This is a genomic window from Lysinibacillus phoenicis, assembly GCF_047238325.1.
Lineage (GTDB): Bacteria > Bacillota > Bacilli > Bacillales_A > Planococcaceae > Lysinibacillus > Lysinibacillus irui.
The window spans coordinates 3,694,011-3,717,492 of record NZ_JBDFMP010000002.1; the positions used below are offsets into that span (position 1 = coordinate 3,694,011).

The 23,482-nt window shown below is 31.9% G+C and carries 20 protein-coding genes; 9 read left to right on the forward strand and 11 right to left on the reverse strand.

The genetic code is table 11. The features are described 5' to 3' along the window. Window positions 1–53 precede the first annotated feature (53 nt). Window positions 54–1,028 carry a tyrosine-type recombinase/integrase gene (locus tag ABC382_RS19975; RefSeq protein ID WP_412927040.1) on the forward strand — a complete coding sequence of 325 codons (975 nt, stop codon included), beginning with the start codon at window positions 54–56 and terminating at the stop codon, window positions 1,026–1,028. Between the two features lie 676 nt (window positions 1,029–1,704). Here the strand turns inward: ABC382_RS19975 and ABC382_RS19980 are convergent. Genes ABC382_RS19980 through ABC382_RS19990 form a run of 3 tightly spaced genes read right to left on the reverse strand, consistent with a single transcriptional unit; the run spans window position 1,705 to window position 2,326 of the window. Beyond that, the gene (locus ABC382_RS19980) at window positions 1,705–1,923 is read right to left on the reverse strand and encodes a hypothetical protein (RefSeq protein ID WP_103976110.1); all 219 of its coding nucleotides are present in this window, start codon (window positions 1,921–1,923) and stop codon (window positions 1,705–1,707) included. After that, window positions 1,923–2,162: a hypothetical protein gene (locus tag ABC382_RS19985; RefSeq protein WP_412927041.1), complete on the reverse strand. Its 240-nt coding sequence runs from the start codon at window positions 2,160–2,162 to the stop codon at window positions 1,923–1,925. The genes ABC382_RS19980 and ABC382_RS19985 overlap by 1 nt, the downstream gene beginning before the upstream one ends. Then, on the reverse strand, window positions 2,159–2,326 hold the full coding sequence (locus ABC382_RS19990; RefSeq protein WP_412927042.1) for a helix-turn-helix domain-containing protein: 168 nt from the start codon (window positions 2,324–2,326) through the stop codon (window positions 2,159–2,161). Before ABC382_RS19990 ends, ABC382_RS19985 begins: the two co-directional genes overlap by 4 nt. 441 nt (window positions 2,327–2,767) lie before the next feature. On the opposite strand from ABC382_RS19990, the gene ABC382_RS19995 reads away from it, so the two are divergent. Further along, window positions 2,768–3,790: a DUF4062 domain-containing protein gene (locus ABC382_RS19995; RefSeq protein ID WP_412927043.1), complete on the forward strand. Its 1,023-nt coding sequence runs from the start codon at window positions 2,768–2,770 to the stop codon at window positions 3,788–3,790. 336 nt (window positions 3,791–4,126) lie between these two features. Here ABC382_RS19995 and ABC382_RS20000 read toward each other — a convergent pair whose 3' ends face one another. The 4 genes from ABC382_RS20000 to ABC382_RS20015 all read right to left on the reverse strand — a co-directional run bounded on the left by ABC382_RS20000 (window position 4,127) and on the right by ABC382_RS20015 (window position 7,723). Next, window positions 4,127–5,293 carry a site-specific integrase gene (locus tag ABC382_RS20000; RefSeq protein WP_412927044.1) on the reverse strand — a complete coding sequence of 389 codons (1,167 nt, stop codon included), beginning with the start codon at window positions 5,291–5,293 and terminating at the stop codon, window positions 4,127–4,129. Between the two features lie 103 nt (window positions 5,294–5,396). Then, window positions 5,397–5,639: a helix-turn-helix domain-containing protein gene (locus ABC382_RS20005; protein WP_412927045.1), complete on the reverse strand. Its 243-nt coding sequence runs from the start codon at window positions 5,637–5,639 to the stop codon at window positions 5,397–5,399. 19 nt (window positions 5,640–5,658) lie between these two features. Continuing rightward, entirely contained in the window at window positions 5,659–7,140 is a 1,482-nt protein-coding gene (locus ABC382_RS20010; RefSeq protein WP_412927046.1) for a DNA primase family protein, read from the reverse strand. After that, entirely contained in the window at window positions 7,124–7,723 is a 600-nt protein-coding gene (locus tag ABC382_RS20015) for a hypothetical protein (protein ID WP_412927047.1), read from the reverse strand. The genes ABC382_RS20010 and ABC382_RS20015 overlap by 17 nt, the downstream gene beginning before the upstream one ends. Window positions 7,724–8,293: 570 nt before the next feature. Here ABC382_RS20015 and ABC382_RS20020 point away from each other — a divergent pair. Then, entirely contained in the window at window positions 8,294–9,397 is a 1,104-nt protein-coding gene (locus ABC382_RS20020; protein WP_412927048.1) for a hypothetical protein, read from the forward strand. 319 nt (window positions 9,398–9,716) lie between these two features. On the opposite strand, the gene ABC382_RS20025 is transcribed toward ABC382_RS20020, so the two are convergent. After that, window positions 9,717–10,217, reverse strand: coding sequence for a JAB domain-containing protein (locus ABC382_RS20025; protein WP_412927049.1), 501 nt, complete (start codon window positions 10,215–10,217; stop codon window positions 9,717–9,719). Window positions 10,218–10,625: 408 nt separating this feature from the next. Here ABC382_RS20025 and ABC382_RS20030 point away from each other — a divergent pair, with 408 nt between their 5' ends. Next, window positions 10,626–11,537, forward strand: a complete 912-nt coding sequence (locus ABC382_RS20030) for an HNH endonuclease (protein WP_412927050.1) — start codon at window positions 10,626–10,628, stop codon at window positions 11,535–11,537. A gap of 40 nt (window positions 11,538–11,577) precedes the next feature. On the opposite strand, the gene ABC382_RS20035 is transcribed toward ABC382_RS20030, so the two are convergent. Further along, complete coding sequence (locus ABC382_RS20035; protein WP_412927051.1) at window positions 11,578–14,922, reverse strand: DEAD/DEAH box helicase; 3,345 nt, start codon at window positions 14,920–14,922, stop codon at window positions 11,578–11,580. A 76-nt stretch (window positions 14,923–14,998) separates the two neighbouring features. On the opposite strand from ABC382_RS20035, the gene ABC382_RS20040 reads away from it, so the two are divergent. Then, window positions 14,999–16,111, forward strand: a complete 1,113-nt coding sequence (locus tag ABC382_RS20040) for a sigma-70 family RNA polymerase sigma factor (RefSeq protein ID WP_412927052.1) — start codon at window positions 14,999–15,001, stop codon at window positions 16,109–16,111. Between the two features lie 372 nt (window positions 16,112–16,483). Here ABC382_RS20040 and ABC382_RS20045 read toward each other — a convergent pair whose 3' ends face one another. Beyond that, window positions 16,484–17,617, reverse strand: a complete 1,134-nt coding sequence (locus ABC382_RS20045) for a hypothetical protein (protein ID WP_412927053.1) — start codon at window positions 17,615–17,617, stop codon at window positions 16,484–16,486. Between the two features lie 658 nt (window positions 17,618–18,275). On the opposite strand from ABC382_RS20045, the gene ABC382_RS20050 reads away from it, so the two are divergent. From ABC382_RS20050 to ABC382_RS20065, 4 genes are read left to right on the forward strand one after another with little or no spacing between them, the layout of a single operon-like run. Continuing rightward, window positions 18,276–18,449, forward strand: a complete 174-nt coding sequence (locus ABC382_RS20050; protein ID WP_412927054.1) for a hypothetical protein — start codon at window positions 18,276–18,278, stop codon at window positions 18,447–18,449. 5 nt (window positions 18,450–18,454) lie between these two features. Continuing rightward, on the forward strand, window positions 18,455–19,351 hold the full coding sequence (locus tag ABC382_RS20055) for a DNA adenine methylase (RefSeq protein ID WP_412927259.1): 897 nt from the start codon (window positions 18,455–18,457) through the stop codon (window positions 19,349–19,351). Then, the gene (locus ABC382_RS20060; protein ID WP_412927056.1) at window positions 19,332–20,408 is read left to right on the forward strand and encodes a DNA adenine methylase; all 1,077 of its coding nucleotides are present in this window, start codon (window positions 19,332–19,334) and stop codon (window positions 20,406–20,408) included. The genes ABC382_RS20055 and ABC382_RS20060 overlap by 20 nt, the downstream gene beginning before the upstream one ends. Before the next feature lie 22 nt (window positions 20,409–20,430). Further along, complete coding sequence (locus ABC382_RS20065; protein ID WP_412927057.1) at window positions 20,431–22,134, forward strand: AlwI family type II restriction endonuclease; 1,704 nt, start codon at window positions 20,431–20,433, stop codon at window positions 22,132–22,134. Between the two features lie 227 nt (window positions 22,135–22,361). Here the strand turns inward: ABC382_RS20065 and ABC382_RS20070 are convergent, their stop codons facing one another. Continuing rightward, window positions 22,362–23,243: a putative phage abortive infection protein gene (locus tag ABC382_RS20070; protein WP_412927058.1), complete on the reverse strand. Its 882-nt coding sequence runs from the start codon at window positions 23,241–23,243 to the stop codon at window positions 22,362–22,364. Window positions 23,244–23,482: the final 239 nt, after the last annotated feature.

The window sequence follows — 23,482 nt, forward strand, 5'->3', positions numbered from 1 at the left end:
ATAATTTGCCTCTTAGACCTTCTAATTCAAACTACGTTTTGGGAGGTTTTTGCATGTCTAAAGGACGTAAACATGGCATATTCGCTGTTAGTGGTGATATGGTGGTTATGCCTACAAAGAAGAGAGATGAAAGAAAGGATGCTTTAACACTAGAAGCGGCTCTAAAAACTGTGTTTCAGCAAATGCAAATAGCAGGGAATAGACCACGTACTATTGATAGTTACTCGTATATCTTTGAACAGTTTGCTTCTGTATGTCGTATCGAGTATGTGGAGGATATTAACCTAGATAAGCTCTATCACTATTTAGATGTTCTAGAGGTTACCCCCGCCACTAAATTGATACGCTTAAAGTCGATTAAAGCAGTTCTAAGCAAGTTCTATAACAATGGATGGGTTAAAGACCGTTTTTGGAGTAATATCCATATCAAGATAGATAAGGAAGTGAAGAAGGGGGCTAAGGAAAGTGACATTGATAAGCTCCTAGAACTCATTGACCAAACTACCTTTATAGGCTTTAGAGATGCCGCCGCCGTTAAATTGATGTACAAGACAGGGATTCGTATTCGTACACTAGGAGAGCTTAGAGAGCGTCATATAGACTTTGAAAGCCTGTTTTTAAACTTAGATGGTTCTACATTGAAGAATCACAAATTCCTGAAGCTCCCACTTGATGAAGAACTGTGCGAAATGCTTAAAATGCTTCTAAAGCTTAATGAAGGAATCCGTTCTTACTATGGTACAGACAATCGCAATGTCTTTATCACACAAAACGGCTTACCAATGAATACGAGTAAGTCCTCAAACTGTGCTATATCTAAGCAATTAAACAAGTATTCAAAGCGATTTGGACTATCGAATATCAATGCACACGCTATTAGAAGAGCATACGCAAAGGGTTTACATGATAAGGGGGCAAGTATTGCCTTAATCAGTAAAGCCCTAGGACACAGTGATTTAGCGGTAACAACTCAGTACTTAGATTTAGATGTTGAGGAAGTTGCTAGTGATTTAAGGGAGTACCTATAGTTTTGATATGAACCTTGGTAATAAGTGGGTAATAGATAAAAAGTAAGAGCATGAATGAGGAGTCACTGTTAAACAATTTGATTACTGTCTAATTGTATTGACCTGATGCTCGTTTCGCTTCACTTCACTCACAACAGGTGGTGCTAGCTTTGCTAGCCCCCTTTTATTTGATTTATTTGTTATTCCTATATTTTTTTACTAAATGGTACTAATTCGAGGAAACAAACCACCCCTTATAAAAGGGATGGCGATACTAATTCTGAGGTATCTTCATAACATTTAACGTGCCCAGGTGTAGCTTTACCACGTATATTCTAAATAACTCTGTTATGCCACCTAGCCAAAAGGCTACTACGACGGTGTGTTCTGGGAAAGGAATAACACCCACAACGGTGAATCACCGCTTAGTAAGGCGGGCTAGTTTTTAACGTGTTCTCCTAGTAAAAACCACGGATAAAGCAGATATATTATTAGTTTATGTAGACCGCTCCTAGTACGCAAAATAGGAGCGGCAATATGTAAACAGTAAGGGAGTGGGGAGTAACTCCTACACTGGTAGAACCTCGTTACTTTCCTTGTCTGTAATACCATAGCTGTATCTAGTGTCATTAACACCGTTATTAGGTTTAGGTACTCTTTCTCACAGTTATAGTAGCAAAAAAGGCTACTTCGTTAACTAGATATATTCCATAATGCAATTAACCTCACGCTCGCTTAAACCAAGCTTATAAAGATAATCATGGAATGAGTCTCTAGTGATAGCATATTCATAATCACTGAGTATTCTATCGTCCGAAACAGTTTCTAACTCTTTGGCGTTAATGGCTCGATGAATTATGGAACTGCTGTAACCTAATTTCTCCATAATCCTTTTTGCTAGCTCTACTCTAATCATTACTGATTCCCTCCATATACTGCTGAATGAACTAAATTAGCATCTAGCCTACATTCGTTAATTAAATATTCTTCCAAGCTTTGTACGTCTACTAAGTAATTAAAGCTAGTATTGTAGTGGTGGCTAGGACGTTCAACTTTCTTTAACTTACTGTCTACTAATCGTTTAGCTGCGTTCGTAGTAAAGCCCATATTTAACTTGTCCATGACTCTTGCTACCTGTTCTACTGTGTACGTCATTTGTTATTGTCTCCTTTACGTAAGTACTCTATAATTTCATCGTATTCAAAGCGAATAATGCCACCAACATTAAAGCTGGGGATTTTTCCACTTTTAGCCCATCTATAGACTGTAAGTTCACTTACATTAAACAATTCTGCTACTTGCTTAACGCTCATAAACATAGAGCAATCGACCTCCTTTGTATTTATCTATACAAATTATAAGAATTGTTAATAGAGTAAATAACATGATAATGAATAGATAAATTAAGTATGGTGTGATTAGACTTGGGGGAGGAAGCGAGGCTAAGAGAAAAGCGGTTTAAAGTGGAGCTGTCTGAAACATTTGCAAAAATTTCTCACGCGTCAAACGAGCGTTACCCTATCATCTATCGCTTAAAGTCAATCATTCGGCACGGGGTGGGGTCTAATGAAACAAACAATAGAGTAGTTATAACCTACTCTGATTGTCGTTACAAGCATAACCGTAGTTATACAGCTTACGTTTGTATTGTTCCCTTTTCGTTCCCGTTTGTTCCCTAACCTTCCCTTTTACACGTTATGTAAATTAAATGGTTCTTTGTGATAATATAGTAATAACTACTAGTATTGGGAAGGTATCTTATGAAAAAGAAACTACAAGTGTTTATATCTTCAACTTATGAGGATTTGAAAGAGGAAAGACAAGTAGCGGTTGAATCTGTACTGAATGCAGGGCATATACCTGCGGGAATGGAATTATTCAAATCAGATGATAAGTCGCAAAAAGAGATTATTAAAAGGTGGATTGATGAATCGGACGTTTATATGCTTATCCTAGGAGGGAGATATGGTTCTATAGATGAGGAAACAGGATTAAGCTATACACATTGGGAGTACAATTATGCTGGTGAGATTGGGAAACCAAGGTTTGCAGTAGTTATTAGTGATGAGTACCTTGAAGAGAAGGTTAAGCACTTAGGTATATCTGCAATGGAAAGGAAAAATCCTACTTTGTATGAAGGATTTAAAAAGGATGTTCTTTCTAAGATATGTAAATTTTATTCTGACCTGAAAGACATTAAGATTACTGTGCTAGAATCATTGAAAGAGTATGAAAGTAATCCAGAACTCTTTGGATGGGTATCTGGAAGAGACGTACGCAGTATTGAAAAACTTGAACAAATTGATGTATTAGAAGGTAAGTATGCTGCTTTATTAGAAAAATACAACAAGTTGATACAAGATAATGGGAAGTTACAAGAGCAAAAACGAAAAGAGCGAGAGATAGATGGTTTACCTTTTGATGAAGTAAGGTCTATATTGGAAGGGATAAAGATTGTCGTTACAAAAGGAACAGAGGGAACTGAGTTATCAAAAGACTTGAAAACAAATGTTCACGATATGTTTGTTAGAGCAAGGAAAAGCTTGGCGGTTGGTATTGAAAATAAGAGAGGGATGCTTGAAATTGAAAATTTAATTTTCTTTAATGTTGCACCGTACCTTATGCAGTATGGCTTAGTTGAAAAATTAAAACAAGCAGGTACACCTGTTTTAAGAATGCAAACAACTAAGGACGGAATGAAATATTTAAAATTCGTTGATTTAGAAAAGAGAGAAAAAGAAATGGCACAAGTTGAAGTTGCAGCTTCGAGCGAAGCCGAGTAGAATAACTATAATAAGGTCTTTGAACCAAGTTCGTAAATATGTAATACTCCCTAGTGGAGAAAATCGCTAAAACTACATGTGTGGGGCGGGCTATAAAGCTTTGGGAGAGTAATGCTACGCGAATTGCGAATGGACAAACTACACGCGTAGAAGCTGAAGTATTGGAGTTTCTGGACGCGGGTTCGACTCCCGCCGTCTCCATTTTTAGAAATAAAATGATTTCATAGAGTGTCAAAACCCATGGTATTATAGGGTTTTGGCACTTTTTTAATTTCATTTAATTTCATTGAATTTCATTTAAATCTAGTCAATTTCTAGTCAGAACTCAGTCAAAACTTAGCCCTCTAGATAATTAACAAACTTCTGAATTGCGCCTTCTTTGGCTTTTTTCGTAACGTGTGTGTAAATGTCTAATGTAGTTTTTACGTCAGAATGACCAAGTCGATCTTGCACTTCTTTAATACTTGCACCGGCTTCAAATAATAGTGAACAGTGCGTATGGCGTAATCCATGAGGCGAAACACGTTTTAACGAAAACTTGTTTTGTACGCTATACATCCATTTTTGCACTTGTACAGGCTGAATATATTCATTTTTTGTATTACTAAACATCAATTGATTTTTCTTCAGCGTATTTATACCTAGTTGAATATATTGCTGCTTCTGGAGCTTATTCCATTCTTTCAAGATCGATAAGGTTGTTTCATCTATTTTAATTGTACGTGGCTTACCAGTTTTAGTTGTTTTCAAATAAAGCTTTGTTTGTTTACCACGCCCGATTGCTTTATTTATTGTAAGCTCACTTTCTACAATGTTTACATCATTCCACGTTAATGCTAATGCTTCACTTTTTCGCATTCCGGTATATGCAATCAAACGTAGTAGAGCATATGCTTTGAAATTAAGGCACTCTTTCGCTTTTTCAAGAAATGAAATTAGCTCATCTTTTGCATAAAAGTTTTCGTTGTCTTCTTCTACAATTTCAGTAAAAGCTTTTATAACTTTTATCTCAACATGAGTGAATGGGTTCGATTGAATAAAGCCGTGAACAATAGCGAAGTCTAAAACCTTTTTTGCATAAGATTTAATTGTACGTGCTTTTTGAACTTTAGCAGCCCATTCATTATAGTGTTTTTGGCAAATAGCAATCGTAATTTTTTCAATACGGTAATTTCCCATAGAAGGTAGAATATGATTTTTGAAATAGCCGACCGTTTTAACAAACGTACTTTCTTCAACTGTTTTTTCATATTGAGTAATCCAAAGATCGTATACTTCCTGGTATGTCTCCGCGCTTTTTTGTTTGTATGTGCCTTCTGAGACTTGAAGTTTAATTCGTGCTAAAGCAAGCTCTGCTTCTTTTTTCGTTTTAAAACCTCTGCGAGTAGTGCTGCGGGCTTTACCTGTAAGCTCATCCACCCCTAAATAAACTTGGAATTTATATAAAGTTTTACCATCTTTGTTTTGGTAACTTTTAATGGGGGAAGAATTATTTTTGGTCATAGTAATCCTCCTAATATCGTTGCGGGGGCAAGATATAAAGGAGAGGATTAATCCTCACAGTTATAATATATAATTTAACTCATGAAAAATCCTCTCGCGGCATTTAAATGCTGTATTCTTCCAGAAAGCGATTAATTTCTTTTTTTGAAACTCGTTTTACCCCTTCAATTTCACACACCTTTAACCCTTTATGGCGGAATTTTACAAAGGTATTATAAGAAACACCAGCGTATTTTGCAGCTTCTTTTAAAGATAACCATTCTTTAGGAATGTAATCGTTTAGTATTTTTTCTATTCCAAAGATTAATGAATCTTTGGAAAGGTTGTAAACATCGTTTCGATTCAATTATTCCAACTCCTAACGACTACTTTAGTAATTTAATTCCCGTATATCCGTATTTATTTTCATTAGCTAGTCTAAACCTAGAGTAATTTAGATTTGGAATAGATTTTAGATACTGATTGAAACTTTTAGTAGATACAGCAGAAAGATTATTTTCATCACAGTAATTCAGATATGCTTTTTCTAACACATGACCATGGATTCTGAATGATGAGTCAAAAATACAGCTATCTTTTATAAAAGCATCAATTGAGTTGCTTTGTCTGCTATAGTTTTCAGACAGGGTTATAACCTCTTGACAAGTAGTAAACTTAAAATTATTCGAATACCAACGTTGCCAACCAATAACTGCCCAGCTTACAATATAATCTCTTTCACTTAGCAATTTTTCTAGTAATTCTGGATCTTGTTTCTCCTTAGGTGTGGGGTTATTAAATGGAAAGATTTCAATTCTTTTGCTAAAAGCATTTAAGTTATCGGCGCTTCTAATAGTAGGTAGATGATTCCCAGCAAAAATTAATAAAGCTTTGTTGACAAATTTAATGGGCGAGTCATACAGTGGTCTAGCCATTAACGGATCATTTCCAGAAAGCTTTTTTAGGATATCAAGTCGGTTTAATGTTAGTTCTGAAGTTTCCGCGCATGTATTTAATCTTTTTCCGATTAGCTCGGCTAAGTATTCGGATTTATTTAATTGATCGAAGCTTAAATTAGTACAGTATTTTTCACCAAGTAAACTTTCAAGCAGTTTTAAAGTGAGAGTTTTTCCCGAGTCTTTTACACCTACTAAATATGGAATATATTTTATAGATCTGGTATTAGAAATTACTGCACCAAAAAGTTCTTGTAACCGGGCGTATAATAATTCATTCCCAGCAGTAATATCTTCCATAAATCTTTCGAAATGTGTATTGTAATCAAATTTAAATTTTTTGTAACTACCATTAATCGCTGATGTGAAGAAATATTTACTACTAGGTGTAATTAGTTCACTAGTTCTAAGGTTTAAAATGCCATTTTTGAAAAGTAACAATTCATCGCTAAAGGTAATTTGTTTACTTCTTTCTATGTCTTCTGAAAACTCAGCTTTTATCCATTGAATGATTTCTTTGTTTGTGTTTAATGTTATTTTATTTTTGAAATTTACTGGAGTATTTCTCCGTATAAATTGATCGGCATATTCACTGTAAAAATGAATGTAATGGCATAAATCGTCATCCCATACATATAGCATTTCTTCAAACTTTATAAATGTGTGATTCTCAGCTAAAATAGCAGCTAAATTATTATTTGAAATAGGATTAGATTTCTTTTTGTAAGTCGAATTTTTAATGTCATGATCACCAAAATAAACATTTTCGATTACATTTGAGCTATTTAACTCAATATCAAATTTAGGTGGAGGTAGAAACTCTTCCGGAAAGGATAGAGTTTCTCCGTCAAAAATAAAATCAGTAATAGACTTAGGGGTAAATTTATTGAGATTTTTATTCTTGTTCTTCATCTTCCTCTTCTACACCACCAATTAAGATTTTTTTATTATCAGATTTATTGAGCATCTTTTCGATTTCTAGTGCGTATTTCTTAGGGAGTATAGCAGTTAATAGTTTACGGTTAAATATTTTGCTTGAATATTTTATGTTAAATTGACATTCAATTATTGTTTGATCTGAACCAGGATCCTTAAAAACCATTGAAAAGAATGAAAAGTCCGCTACTTCCCAATATAGCAAAATAAAATCATCATCCTTTATTGAATATTTTTTATCGAATTTTAATGCTTCATCTTTAGTGTGGTGTAAGTTCATTGTATACAATATTGGGTTGTCAGTTTTCTTTAGATTGAAAGCTAAAACAACTCGATCGTTAGAGCTTTCGCTTATGGGTGTCCAATATTGAAAAGTCTCTTTACCCTCAAACGAAGCATATAAAACAGCTAAATGTGGTTTAACTGAATTTGTATTAACTCCGTTAACTAAAACTGTATTCTCTTGAAATGAAATTGCCAAAGCCCCATTATTTGGTGATTGACTCCAGGTAAGAACTTCGCTGAATTTTTTCTGTATTTTCTTTTTTTGGTTTGTCATTAATGATTCCTCCTAAATTTTTTTGAACTTCTACTTTTAGTGTAATTGAGGATATTTATAAAGCATCCTTAGTTAAATACATAAAAATTCGAATTATGTAGTTTGCTTTTATTGACATTTTAAATTTTTATGATATAAGTCTCGAATTAAATCTGGAATATAAGTCTGCGTTCAATCTGTTCAATGTGTTCAAATAGCTTTCTTCCTAACTTATTTTATATATGTATGGGGATTGTGTTAAATATTGTTATATAGGTTGGTTACTTAGAACAATTTGAAAGGTAGTGAAGAATATGGTGCATACTAAAGAGGATCTTTAGAAAATTCTTACGAAAGAATTTGATGAAGTGATAAAATTGGCGAACTTTTTTGTTGGTCATGGGATGAAGAAGAAATTACTATTTATATGATATTGGTCTCGAATTGAATCTGGAATATAAGTCTGCGTTCAATCTGTTCAATGTGTTCAAATAGCTTTCTTCCTAACTTATTTGATATATATATAGGTTTTGTGTTAAATATTGTTATATAGGTTAGTTACATAGAACAAATTGAACGGTGGTAAAGAAGATGGAACTTACTAGAGAGGATCTTTTGGGTATTGTTACAAAAGAATATGATGAGGACGATAAAATTGGTGAACATTTTTCGTGGTATCGAGATAAAGAAGAAAGTACGATTAAAGGTGATTGTGGATTTCATTTATTGAATTTTTTTGAGAGAAGTATTGGACAGTCTTTTAACGAAAATGATTTTTTCGTAGACATTAAAATGAGTTTATTAAATAGCGCTGTTGACGAGTTACAAGATTTTTTTACTGTTAAAGTTAATCGAGATAAATACCGTGAAGTATTTTTGGAGTTATTTTATACAGAAAATCGCATTAAAGATATGATACGTGAGGATGGAGTTCAGTTAGGGTTTTGGAGGCCTGATGAAGTTCCAAATAAAGTATATGAAATAAATAATCTTAATCTACAAATTCCAAAAATAAAGTATCAATGGTTGTTTTTTGTAATTTACGCTACTAGTAAATTACAAGGGAAAGATTTGAAAATATTATCACAGCGCTTTTTAGGATTAAGGTGGACTAGAAGTAAAGAACCTATTGAATTTCCGGTTTTTAATGAGGCACAAGAAAGAATCAGAAATTTTGCGCGGATAATAAAAAAGTATGAGATGGCTAAGTGTGAAGGGTATAACTTATCTTTGAGTTTATTCTGTTTTAATGAGGCAACAAATTTTTTAGATTTAGTTCAGATACTTAATAGTGATCAAGGGAAAAAAATAAGTAGTTCTTCTAAGCTTGTTGAAATTTTATATCTAGAAGGTTTGTCAACAAGAAATAGATTTTATAGCGGACAGTTTTATGGGGAAGTTTTACATGACGAAAACCTATTATTAAAATTTAATCGGATTTTTAGTGAATGTAGAATGTTATTAGAAAATATATTTAAGGATAGTGCAAAAGTTAAGGATTATGGGCTACCTACAAATATTGCCCCAGCTTTTGTAACTTACAGAAATCTTCTCAATGATTCAAGTTACGAAGATAGCTTGTTAAAAAACTTTATGAAATTAAGTGATGTTGAGTATAAAATAGGTAGTAAAGAGTTTGAAATGTTTGGTATGTTGTATAAAGAATTATATAGAAAGAATGCGAAAAAATGTTGAGCTAAAATATCTGATGCCCTGTAAAAATTAGACACTAATTTAATTTTTACAGGGCAGTTCACGGTTGATGTATGCGCAGTTTAACACATTAATTGATGCTGCATTTGACTTGAATTCGAATAAAGCAACATTAGCTGCGGCTTCGATTATTTTTGATGGTTTTAAGTTTGAGTATAAGTTTAAGAATGAGAAAAGGGCAAATATCGTATCTTCGATTTTGCCCTTTTTTATTTAGTACCGTTTATAATCTGTATCTAAAATTTCTTTAGCAATAGCAATCAGTATTGGAATAATAATCTCCCTCATCAAGATCTCTCCTTTATAAATAACCTTTTTCTTTTAATGAAGTAAAAGTATCTGTGCACAGTATCAGATGGTCTAACAACTCAATTCCTAAAATTTTACTGGCTTCTTTAAGACGTTCAGTTACTTCAATGTCTTCCGGGCTAGGGTTACTTACATTACTAGGATGATTATGACCAACTATTATTGATGCAGAGTTACTTAATAAAGCAGATTTCAGTACCTCACGAGGATGAACAATACTTGAGTTGAGACTACCAATGTGAACAGTTTGGATACATGTAGGTTGATTTTTTGTGTCTAGGCATAGAACGACAAAATGTTCACGATCGAGATCACCTAAAAATTCTTGTATTAATTGATAAGCATCATGAGGTGAACGAATTCTGCGTTCCTTATAAAGCATTGATTTTTCACGTACAAGTTTGACTTGAACAATGTGAACACGTTTTGCTGGTTGAGATTTAATCGTTAAGTCCCCGTCTTGGATAGTAGATTTAAACTCGTAATTTTTCATAACCTATTACCTCCTAATATAAAATCAGGCTCTATCATTTTATAAGGTGCTAGGGCCTATTCATGTGAATAATATATAAATAAAAACTATGATTACACGAAGTTTATATACATTCTTTTTAGTAACAGCCTTAGTAAAATGTATATAACATGGGGTATTCAACGGTTTAAAGTGTTTATAAGTTTGTAACCCTACCATAACGTAACGATATTCTTTTTTATAGTACAATGGAAGTATATGAAACAATCACCATTATTGGAGTTAGGTTCACTTTTTTGAAGTAATGAAGCCAAATCAGTATACATATCGAGGAGAAGTTACTTTAGCAGCTGCAATATATATTGATCGTTAAAGAGAGCGAATACTTAATACTTTTAAAAATATAAGATAGTTAATGGAGGCTTTAATTTGAAATATTTCATTGTGATGCAAGGACAAACTTATGATATTGAGAAACAAAAGGGGATAATTTGGGCGCCTCAGAAAGATAAAAATGGTAATATTCCTCACTCATGGTTAAGGATGAATGAGGTCAAATATGGTGACCGAATATTCCATTATTTAAAAGGAGAAATAGTAGCTGTTAGTGTGGCCGTTTCAGATTGCGAAGAAGGTAAAAAGCCAGAGTATATAAATTCATTTGAACAAGGTGTTGATATAGGTTTCATTGTAAAGTTAAGATACTTTAGACTTGAATATCCACTATCAATTAGAAAGCACTTTTCTGAAATAAAGGGATTTTTGCCTCTAAGGTACTCACCATTTCAACAAAATGGTTCTGGAAATCTGGGATATTTATATCCTTGCAATGAAGAGTTAACAATCAAAATTTTAGATTTAATTAGTGAAGAGAATTTAACTGAAATACGAGATTATAAGTTTGATTCATTAGGGGATTCAAAACAAAATCAGTTACTCGGTATTGTGAAAGAAACTGAAGCTGAAGCTAAACGAAAAATCCGTATCGGACAGGAGAAATTTAAAAAAATATTAGTACAATTATGGAATCACAAATGTGCATTATGTGATGTGAAAATAGCAGCTTTATTACGGGCAAGTCATGCAAAACCTTGGAGGGATTGCTCTGACAAAGAAAGGTTAAATCCTTATAATGGAATTTTACTATGTTGTAATCATGATGCGTTGTTCGATAGAGGTTTTATATCTTTTGATGAAAAAGGTAAGATTTGTATTTCTAAACAAATTCCTAAAGAACAATTTCCAGTATATGGTATTAAGACTGATTCACAAATTTCTTGTTACCCTGAAAATATTATATTTTTCAATTGGCATCGAAAACACATTTTCATTGAATTATAAATGCAGGAAGACAGCAATTGTGCCTTCCCGCATTTTTAATTTATTTATGTTTAATTAAATAGCTTTTCTTCGAAGTAGTAGTATTTTGCATTATCAAATCATTTACTTCATCAGGAATTATACCTAAAAAGTAATCCTCAATATAGTTCCAAAAGTCATCTGAGGCAACTTCCTTTTCAAATAAGTAGGTCAGTAAATTAGTAGAAATAAGATGGCGATCACGTACATTTTTTAACACTCGATTTTTATATCTAGCTGGAGATAATACTGCATTTTCTAAAGGTTGTAATGAGTTAATACGAATATAAATCTCAGGCTTTTCTCCACCATTTATTTTATAAAGGATCAGCTCACAAGCTTCTAAAATACCTAGTATAAGGAATAACTCGGCCATTTGTTTGTCTTCTGTATTTGGAAGTGGTTTTTTCATGAAAATTAATAAGTTTCCATCTTCAGAGTATACACTATCTGGACGATTAAGTAGGTTTTCTAAGCTTTGATAAGTTTCATTTATAAATGCATCAAAGCCCTGTGTAATAGTGTAGGCCTTATCAAGTGTAGATGTTGAAACTTTATTACGAGCAGCGTCATATTTAATAAAGCTTGTGTAGAAATTACGATGTGCACGTTGAAGGGAATCGTATTTCTCTAATGATTGAATAAAGGTATTTGCTAAGTTTTCACATTTGAAATAGCTTTGATTTAATTTAGGCATTAGTAATTTCGCGATATCTTCAATTGAGAAGAATTTATTATTTAAAGCATATGGGCTCAAGATACTTGCAAATTGATCTAGATATTTCTTAAAATCTCTCAAGAGTTGCTTAGGTGTGCCATTGTTAATCATTAATTCAATTTGTAATATAGGAATAAAATCTTCTAAATATTGAAGTTTTAATTTATCCTTTTGAGCATGGAAGAAGAATTTGAATTGTGAAAATGAAATTGAGTTAAACTTATCTTCCCAAAGCATTTTCATATCCATTCGGTAAATGTCACCGTAAAGATTAGAACTAGTACCTTCTCTTCGAGATTTTTCAATCGTTAGGTAGCGACTATATTTTTTTAATATTGTTTGTTCTTTTTCTTTCGGGAAAGTGAAAAATTCTCTTGAAAATACACTTCTTGGTCTAGCTACGATCGGTGAATATTTATACTGTGAAATAAAGTCTTTTTCTATAATTAGCAAAGCTGTTTTTAGTTTATTATCAATATCATCATCAAAATCAGATTTCTTGTTACTATCGAATATATATCTAAATTCTTCAGCGCTGACAAGTAAATTACGTTTGATCGGTCTTCGAACTTTAGCAAGTTGTATTATTTTATCCATTACTTGAATTAGTTGATTTTGCCTGATTGTAGAAATTCCGTGTAGTCGGTTTACGTGCATAAAGTCTTTTTGAAAGAAATCAAAATAAGCATTTCCAGTTGGCAGGTCTCGAGCTGCACGTCCGATTTCTTGAATATAATCACATACGTTACCTGTAGGTGCAAAGTGATACACATTATTGATGTCAGGTATATCTATTCCCATACCAAATGCTTTGGTAGCAAGCATAATTTTAGAATCACCAGTTCTAAATTTTAAAAAGTTTTCATTTTTATTTTCTTTTGTCAAAGTCCCATAATAAACAGATACACTTTTAGCAAGTTCAGGGTCCTTCTTCTCTAAAAACTCTTTAAATTGATGAATAAATGAAATCATCGGAAAATAAATTAAAGTTTTTTCACCGCGCTTCATAAATTTTTGCAAGCGATTTAGCATCACTGTATACTTATCTGCCAAATACTCATTATACCCATCTTTATTGACAGGTACACGCTTTAAATTAACTGTTAAATCATCGCGTTTTACATATCCAAAGTAACGTATAGGTGAAATCATACCAAGGCCGTCACGTGTTTCCGAGAACATATCCTCGACACCAGCATAAATTGATGTTGCGGTAAAGGTAGCAATTGGGAATGAATAACCTTGCTCCTCGATTAGTTCTTTTCTAAGTTTAGATAAATAGCCTCCTAAATACCAATAATCAGAGCGGAATGCTTTACCCCAAGTAGTAACAATATGTGCCTCGTCTATAATAAATAGTCCGATTTTTCGCTCACCAATAAGCATTTTAATGTCTGATCGACTCAATAAGGTTTCTGGTGAGATATACAAAATTGAAATTTCCCCACTTGCTATCTTCTCAGTAATATTCATTTTTTCAACTGGAGTTACTTCCGAGTTAATTGTTGCAGACATATGGATTGCTTTACTTTCCATTCCTTCAACCTGATCTTTCATTAAACCAATTAAAGGTGAAATGACAATCGTCAAGTATTCATATTCTTCTGCCAAGTAAATAGCAGGAATTTGGAACATTACAGATTTACCTGCACCTGTTGGGGAGGTTACGAAAATATCTTTAAATTCTTTCATTGGTACAGCTTTTGCAAGTTCAGCTTGTTCAACTAAATTATGAATTATTTGTGCTTGTGAAATTTCGTATGTTTTTTTGGGGTTTTCTATATTGTGAATGTTTTCATACATTTTTAATAAACGAAATGATGAATGCCCCCAATATTTTTCTAGTATAGATAAATAAGGTAAATCATCAAATTTGTTATGAGTCGTTTCATTAGGTATTACTAAACGTATATCGCAATCACAATATGAATTTAATAAAGCGATTTTTTCAGCGATCAATTCTGTTAAATCATCGAAGTTACCTTCAATACCAACAGTGATAGATTTAGTAGAAGAATTTTCAATTTGATGTGTAAATGCAGCGATGGAAAGTTCATCTTCAGTAATGAATGTATCAATCAATCCAATAAAATTTTCTTCAATTTCAATCTGTTCAGGAGTGTCAAAAAAGTTTAAGGTAACCTCAGATTCTATATAAGAAATAAAATATTGTCCCTGTACTCTTGAAATATTTCCGTAGTATTTAGAGACTAACTCTAATGATTCTGGTAAATCTTCATCAGAAACATATTCTTCATTTGCATAAAACTCATTAAATACTGTTTCTAGACCGTCAAATGTATAGAGAATAGGATAGATTTGGTGGTAAAGGTTATTTTGTACGATAATTATCTCAAAATACAAAGATAGCATATTGTTTTCATTTACCGTAATAAATTCTTCATAAGTACACCATTGTACGTCTCTATTAGTTAAAGACGGAACTTTCATAAATATACTCGGAAGCATTTGAATTTTATTATCCCATAGCAAATTTAATGAAAAATCACAGTAACCATCAATTAATTTTGTAAAGGGAACTTTTTCAATAAATGATTTATTGAAACCTTTATATACCAATAAAACTGGCTTTGAATTACTTAAATCTCTTAGGAAATCTTTTAATGCAATAGAATCAGTATATACCAAAATTATTCACTCCTTTTCTATACAGAATATTATATAATAAAATATAGAAAATAAGAAAAAAATAGGATGATTAATTGTGGGGAAATTAAATCTATTGATGAAAAAAGTTAATGACTACTTAATAGAGTTTAATTTGACTGATGAAATCTATGTTGATGAAGTCCAAGCGTATTTAAGTGAGATATCAGACAAGGAAGTATCTGCTACTCAAGTGGTTGAACTTTTAAAGCTCCGTAATTTTAAAAACATTGTGAATAGCAGACCGAAGCAAAATAATATGATAGGAAAAAAAATTGTAGAAGACGATGATGAAATTGACTTTTTATCATTACTTGAGAATAATCAAGAAGATGTAAGTTTTGTTGAAGCATTACAGAATAATTATTCAAAAAATAAATATTTGATTTCTCAATATCAAACTCATGATGATGAGAAATCATTAATTGAATTAGTAGAACTGAATATAGGATTAGTAAGAAAAGAGGTTTTTAAATGGAATAGCATTGTAAACCATAAGTTATCAGATGAAGACTTAATCCAAGAAGGTATATTAGGTTTAATTGAAGGAATAGATAGATTTGATATTGAAAAGGGCAACATGATGTCTACATATGTAATTCATTACATAAGAAAAAATATTATACGCGCAATATTTAATACAGGACATATTGTTAGGTTACCAGTACATGTTTTTGAAGCGATTTTAAAAATCAGAAAAGTTGAACGAGAGTCTGAAGTTTTACAAGAAAACGAAGAATACGTTTTGCGAACACTAGAGATGTCTCGAGAGAAATATTTGTCACTAAAGAAAATAGAGGCAGATTATTTAAAGATGACATCATTAAATTTATTAGTTTCTGAAGAAGGTGGAGACACAGAATTATTTGAATTACTTGATCCTACAAGAGCAGAGATTGTTGGTGGAATTCAAAATGATGAAATTCTATCACCTTTAGAGAGTTATATCAAAGACGAAGAAAAGAAGCAGATTCAAAATTTGTTACTATCGCTAACTGATAAAGAGGCAGATATTCTTTTATACCGTTTTGGATTCAAAGACAATCGAGTATATACCTTGGAGGAAGTTGGGAAACTTTATGGTGTGACTAGGGAACGTATAAGGCAGATTGAGGCTAAAGCATTGAAGAAATTATCTAGGAAGATTAGGGGCAATGAAATTTTTATCTGATGTAATTTCGTCTGTACGCTCTAAAAGCTTAATATAATACAATAAAAAGTGCTAGTTCGTCTTTCAATTCTCCCCTCTTATCCATTCAAATAGTAAATTGTTTTCAAAGTCAAAGTAAACGTAATTTTTTTAGATTGTTATCGTATTGAGGAAAGTATGAAAAAGTTAATTACGTATTTAAAAAAAGAGGATGGAGATTAATAATAATCTCCATCCTCTTTACAGTTACTACAGCAAAATACATTGTTATCTATTGAGAAGTTGTATAACAAATCGAATTCACGACATTTATGCTGTTACTAGGGTTAATTGAAAATAGTCTGATAGACTGAATTTTAAATTAAAATCAATAACCGTGTACCAAGTCACTTTCTATTTTTTTATCAATTTCCTGTTGTATTCTTCAATTTCTAACAGTATTTCATTTATAGGTTTCATTTCTTCTTCTGAGTCTTTGTCTTTTTTAAATATTTCTATCAATCTCTCAATTTCAGTTTTCATTTTCACAGGAAATTCACCTTTTTTCGAGTTTTCTAGAGCAGTAGCAAGTTGGTCCAGAAGATAATGAAAAATATCCTGAAAGATTCTGTGCAAATTTGTATTCATTTCTTTAAATTCGGGTGAGTCGTCTGATTCAACAATTTCAATTAGATAGCTTCTTGTTAATCCAACTCCAAAGTTTTCAAGTATTATTAACAGTAGATCATGGGGATCATAATTTTGATATTCAATCAAAATATATTCTACTAACTCTCTAAAATAGCTCATATCTTTAACATAATCTTGTGTTTTTTGTTGTTTGAATTCAATATCTTTTTCTTTAGATATCCATTTTATGAATACCCATTGTCGCTCTTGTTTAGTTTGGTTTGAAAATATATAGTCTAATGTATTTTCTTTAAATTCATTCTTGATTAATAGATTTAATTTCTCTTCAATATCAGAATTGTTCTTACTATATAATGCAAGAATTTTTCCAATTGAAATAGTAAGGAATAAATATATAGGTCTTTCTTGCTCAAGAACGGATTTAAAAAATTGCTCTTGCTTGTTATGATAAACTTGAGCCAGCATTCTAATAATATCATTACGAGCCTTTAACTCTTTTAACTGATCATACCTTTTTTTAAATACTCGAGTGATTGCATGGACTGCACTATCATTAAGTATTGGCGCATCCTTTGAAAGTTTGTCAAGTATCTTATTAAATTCATATAGTCCTTCAAAATAATAAAGTTCTTTTAAGCAGCTATCAATATCGCTATGGGAAATACCCTTAAGAAATCTATTCATTTCTTTTTCAGAGATTTCTTGATGTGCTGTTTGATACATGAAGTATTTCATAAAATATTTATTTTCAGAAATGAGAATATGACCATTTGTTAATTGTGGTTTTATTCCCCTAGGCCTTACTGGAACATCAAAATAGAGTGCAACCATTGGAAAGAGGTGGACAATCACTCTCTGAACAGAGCTAAATTGCTTTATAAATTCCTTAACTTCCATGTCAACCTCTTTTGATTCTTTTAAGAAAACGGAAGGGTTTTCACGAATATAATCATAAAGTCGTGGTACGAATACTTGTAAATACAACAAGTATAATAAGTCATCAATAAAAACCTCTTCTAGGAATAAAGAATTTCGCTAAGTTTATATATCGCTTAAAGTTACGTAGCGTTCCAGTCCAATTATCAGAAGAAAGAATGGGGTAAATTTCAGACTTATTCTCTTGAATAAAATTGGATTTTATATTTTGTTCGTTCAATATTAACTGTATTTTAGCGAAAGGGTATGAAGTGGGGCATATTGCCGGAGCTTCCACATTTAATGATCTACAAAAAGTAAGTTTAAAAGAAATTTTTGAAGTTATTTTAGATTATTAGGTGGTCTAATGCAAAATATACCGCACTTTCTTTTTGCGGTGGCTTTGATGGTATGAACGCTTCAATCTTATTGGAAGATGATCAGCTCTACCTAGATGCTTCGAAGATGAGTTAGAAAAGAACAACAAGCTATTTAAAAGATCACGAAAGAAAAAAAATGAATTTTAAGAATTAATTCGTGAGCCTGGGGCAGATGCGTTACCACCAATTGAACAAAATAAGGGGAATTCTAAACTGTCCGTAGAAAATCGGAGGTTGAAAACGAAAAGGGTCTAGTGTTAATGACAGTGGATTTGCAAAAATACACTGCCAACAGCCAAGATAAGCAAAAACCGAAGAAAGGTGAAATTGAGCACTCTCAGTTTCACCTTTCTAACTATTTGAAGCAAGTTAGTGAAATAACTACTTCTTTGGTAATAAATAATCCTTATACTGTAAAAGAGTTACCATTTTGAAAGTAATGATTTTAAGCTATAATATTGAGATAGTGTTAAGTAATGAGGATGATAAAAAAATGTCGGAACAACAAAAATTATTTAATGAAAGCAATTATGTAAAAGCGAAGCCTGTTTTAAAGTGGGCTGGCGGAAAAACACAAATGTTAGATATTCTCAAAGAAAATATGCCAACAAAGTTTAATAAATATATTGAACCATTTATTGGGGGAGGTGCTTTGTTTTTTGAACTTGCACCTACAAATGCAATAATAGCTGATTCTAACCCCGAGCTAATTAATTTATATAAAATAATCGCTGAAAATGTTGATGAATTAATTGAAGAATTAAAAGAAATGAAAAATGAAGAAGAATTTTTTTATTTGATTCGAGCAATAAATCCAGATACATTAACAGATGTAAGTAGAGCAGCACGAACGCTTTATTTAAATAGAACTTGTTTCAATGGTTTGTATCGTGTAAATAAACAAGGGAAGTTTAATGTCCCTTTTGGAAAATATAAAAATCCTAAAATATGTGATGAAGAAAATTTACATGTAGTTAGCAAAGTATTAAAAAATACCACAATTATTCACAGTGATTATAAAGATGTGCTGCGTGAATATGCAGAGCCTGGCGATTTCATCTTTTTAGACCCTCCTTATATTCCAATCTCACAGAACTCAGACTTTAAGCGATATACTAAAGAACAATTTTATGAAGAAGACCAACGTGAATTGGCGGAAGAAGTAAAGAGATTGAGGGATATTGGGTGTCATGTTCTTTTAACTAATTCCAATCATCCTTTAGTACATGAATTGTATAAAGAATTTGAAATTAGTGTCCATCAAACAAAACGTAATATTAATAGTGTTGCTTCAAAGAGAAAAGGAGAAGACGTGCTTGTCAAAGTTGAACAATGATAAACTTAAAATTAATTCAGAACCACTAGATCTACCAGAACAAACGCATAAATTTCCTTCAACAAGGTTTATGGGTAGTAAAGAAAAACTTTTAAATTATATTTGGGGTGTGGCATCTCAATTTGAATTTGAGACTGTACTAGATTTATTCAGTGGTAGTGGCGTGGTTAGTTATATGTTTAAAACCCAAAATAAACAAGTATTGAGTAATGATTATATGGCATTTTCAGCTAATATTACTAAAGCGCTTGTGGAAAATAACCATGTTACTTTAACTAATGAAGATTTAGAAGGAATACTAAATGAATCTATTGCAACTGATAAGTTTGTATCTGAAACATTTAATGAAATATATTTTAATGATGAAGATAACAAATTTATTGATATGGTTAGAGCGAATTTGAAATTATTAGAAGATGAGACGAAAAAATCACTTGTATTAGCCGCTTTGGTTCGAGCTTGTCTAAAAAAGAGACCACGAGGAATTTTTACATATACTGGACTTCGTTACGATGATGGCAGAAGAGATTTAAAATTGTCATTACGAGAACAGTTCTTAGAAGCTGTGAAAGCCGTAAATGAAGCTGTATTTGATAATGGTAAAGAAAACAAATCTTATAATGAGGATTCCTTGACTGTAGAAAAACACGCCGATTTAGTTTATATTGACCCGCCATATTACAGTCCATTAAGTGATAATGAATATGTAAGAAGATACCATTTTGTTGAAGGAATTGTTCGAGATTGGCAAGGTATAGAAATGCAGTGGAATACTAAAACTAAGAAGTTTAAAAGTTATCCTACACCATTCAAAAATTTACAAGGTACATATGAAGCATTCGATAAGATTTTTGAATACCATCGTAATAGTATTTTGATTGTTTCTTATTCGTCTAATTCTTTACCTAATAAAGAAGAAATGGTTGCTATAATGAAAAAATATAAAAAAAATGTTGAAGTAGTGTCAGTTGACTATAAATATTCGTTTGGAAATCAAGGACATAAAATTGGGGATAACAAAAATACGGTTGAAGAATATTTGTTTGTAGGATATTGATTTTATGGGGGCTGGATGGTATATGACTGAAAAAGCTTGGTATGTTGGAAATACTACTATTCGAAATGCAAAAAGACTAAAAGAAGGACTACGTGTTCTAGTTAATTCTCCATTACATGGGAACTTAATAGGCAAAAGTAATGAACAAGAATTTGCTAGGTTGTTACATGAAGAAGGAGTTGTTTTCGTAAAAAGATTGGATGAATCACCAGATAACGATGCTAGTGATGTAGGGAGAAAGTGGAGAGCTGCATTAATGCAATTGGGATTTATCAAACATCCAGAAGCTGATAGACCATTTACAGTTACCCCTAACGGTTTGCGGTTAATTAATGTAAATACTTTACCAGCGGAACAAGAAGTTTTTTTAAGAGCATTGTTAGCTCATCAAATCCCATCAGTAATTGAGGTATTCCCTGAGCCTATATTTAGTCCCTTACGGATTGTTTTAGAGGTATTAAATAAATTAGAAACTCAAGGTTTAGAAGCCAAAATTTCAAAAGATGAAATGGCTTCAATTGTTCAAGTTACAAGAAAAATTGAAGACGTGGATGACGCTGTTAATAATATAAGAGAATATCGTGAGAATCTTGCACAAATTACAGTAGCGAGAGATAAAAAACGTTTTGTAAATGAGTATCGTGATAATGTTGCTACAAACTTAACTGGTCAAAGTTCAGGAACGCTTAAAGACTACGCTGACTCCAATTTTAGATATTTAAAATTAACAGGACTTTTTGTGGAAAACGGAAGTTCTTTAAAAATTGCAGTTCATAAGCAGACGATTTTTAGACAAATTATATCTGAGCCATGGCAACCAATACCAACTGATAATTATTTGAATACTTTATGGAATGGGGCAATATTACCAACCGATAATGTTGAAAAAGCAATTGAAGCTATTCAGTCTACAGTTTCACTTTTGGAAACTAATGGTGAACAATTAGAATTGCCTATTTTAACATCAATGAATGAACGAGATTTATCTATGTTAAGGCTTAATTTAGAAGAGGATTGGTTAAAGGTACTAGAAAAACAGTTTGCTAGCAATCAAGTTAATGAGTGGGAAGATATTCTTGAATATCTAAAAGCCTTAACTCAACCGATTAGAAGAGGTAGCAAAATTCCGCAAGGTGAAGGACCTGCTTACTTTGAATGGGCTTTATGGCGAGCATTTTTAGCAATAAATCATTTACAAAATTCTCCTTGGGAAGCAAGACGTTTTAGGGTCGATGAAGAATTTTATCCATTAGGCCATGCAGTTGGTGGCGGTTCAGATTTAATATTTGAATTTGATGATTTTGTTATAGTGGGTGAAGTAACGCTTTCAACTTCTTCAAGACAAGAAGCCATGGAAGGTGCTCCAGTAAGAAAGCACGTTGCCGACATGGTGGAACAATATGCAGAACAAGGAAAAAGGGTTTATGGTTTATTTATGGCAAATACAATTGATACAAATACTGCTGAAACATTCCGTTTAGGAGTCTGGTATCATCAAGATGATGAGAAAATGGATTTAGAAATTTTACCGATTACAATAGAACAATTTATTACTATTTTCGAAAATGGGTTTAATAATGGTCAGAGAATAATCAATTATAAAATGTTTGAAGAGCTAATAAATAGTTGTCGAGAAGATTGTTCTACTACAGATGCTCCATCATGGAAGCAAATTATTGATGAAAAAATCAATCACTTTGCGAATCAATTAAAGCAAACATCCTAAATGATAATATTGAAAAGAACCTATGTTATATTTTCATAGGTTCTTTTATTTCTTTCGCCAAGTTATCTAATACCATATATCTAAAGCTGCTTTTTGACTTCAATTAAACTTTTATAAGGTTGAAATATGTTCATACTGTCTTTAAGTTTAAAAGTCTCTGAATTTGTTCCGTTTTCAGTTGCTTCAATGTCTAATACATCGTATTTTAATATCAATTCTTTAAATTTTTAATTTTCACTATATAGAGAATTGATAAGAATTAATTCAAATTCAGCATTAGACCACTGAGCACGTAGCAATCCAAAATAATATCTTCTATCTGCAATTATTGTTTCACGTCCAGTTGCTTCTTTTATTTTCATTTGTTCCGTTTCATCATTTGCAACATTATTCACTATGAATTTTACAATCCGATAATTAAATCTCATATAATGACCAATATCGTTTCCAAAATCATCATGAAACTCTTTATAAACTTCATCCAAAACTTCTTGTTTAATAGTGTCAGAATTCCAAAATAAATTTTGAAAATACTGATTTCGCAGATAAAAGCTATTTGTCCAATTTGATAAACTAGCTTCAGGATTCTCAATGAAATATATTTTTTGGGCAAATCTTTCTTCATATATATCTTTTAATTTAGAAATCGCCTTTCGACCTGAATAACTACTTTTGAAGAGGGTTAATTCAATATTATTTACAATTTGATGATGTAACGACAACATATTAAAAAAAGCATTGTCTATTTGTTGAACTTTAGCGGTTGTATTTCCTGTTTTGAACTCTTCGCGAGTTAGTTCGAGTTCGCTTCTTTGGATTCCAATAGTATGTATTACAAAAAATATACTTGCTAATGAAAGTAGACCAACAGTTGTTCCACCAAAGAAGTCTCCTATCGTACCTAATTCTCCTATTTCAGAAGTAGAGAAACCAGTTTTTGATAGCAACATGATAAAGAAAGGATTTATTACGGCCAATATAATAATTATAATACCTGAGAAAAACCAGCCTTTTTTCATTTGAAATGCGAGTTTAATTAAAAAAATAATTAATCCTACAATTACTAAACCTATTAATATTAGTAGTAGTAATTTGTAATATCCTTCCATACGCCCATCCTGTAATTAATTTGGTAATTTTACCATATTATACTACAACAGAAAGCGTAAATTAGTATATGGGGAGATTATGAACTATTCTCCTTTCGAAATTAACGATATTATTATCTATGCTCAGATTGTGCAATTTTTTATGTTAGATTGGAAAGGAATGTACTTTAAGTAACGGGTGCTTATCTTGAATAAGATTTAAGCTATGATATTGAACAATCGGGCGCCTTTTTTTAATA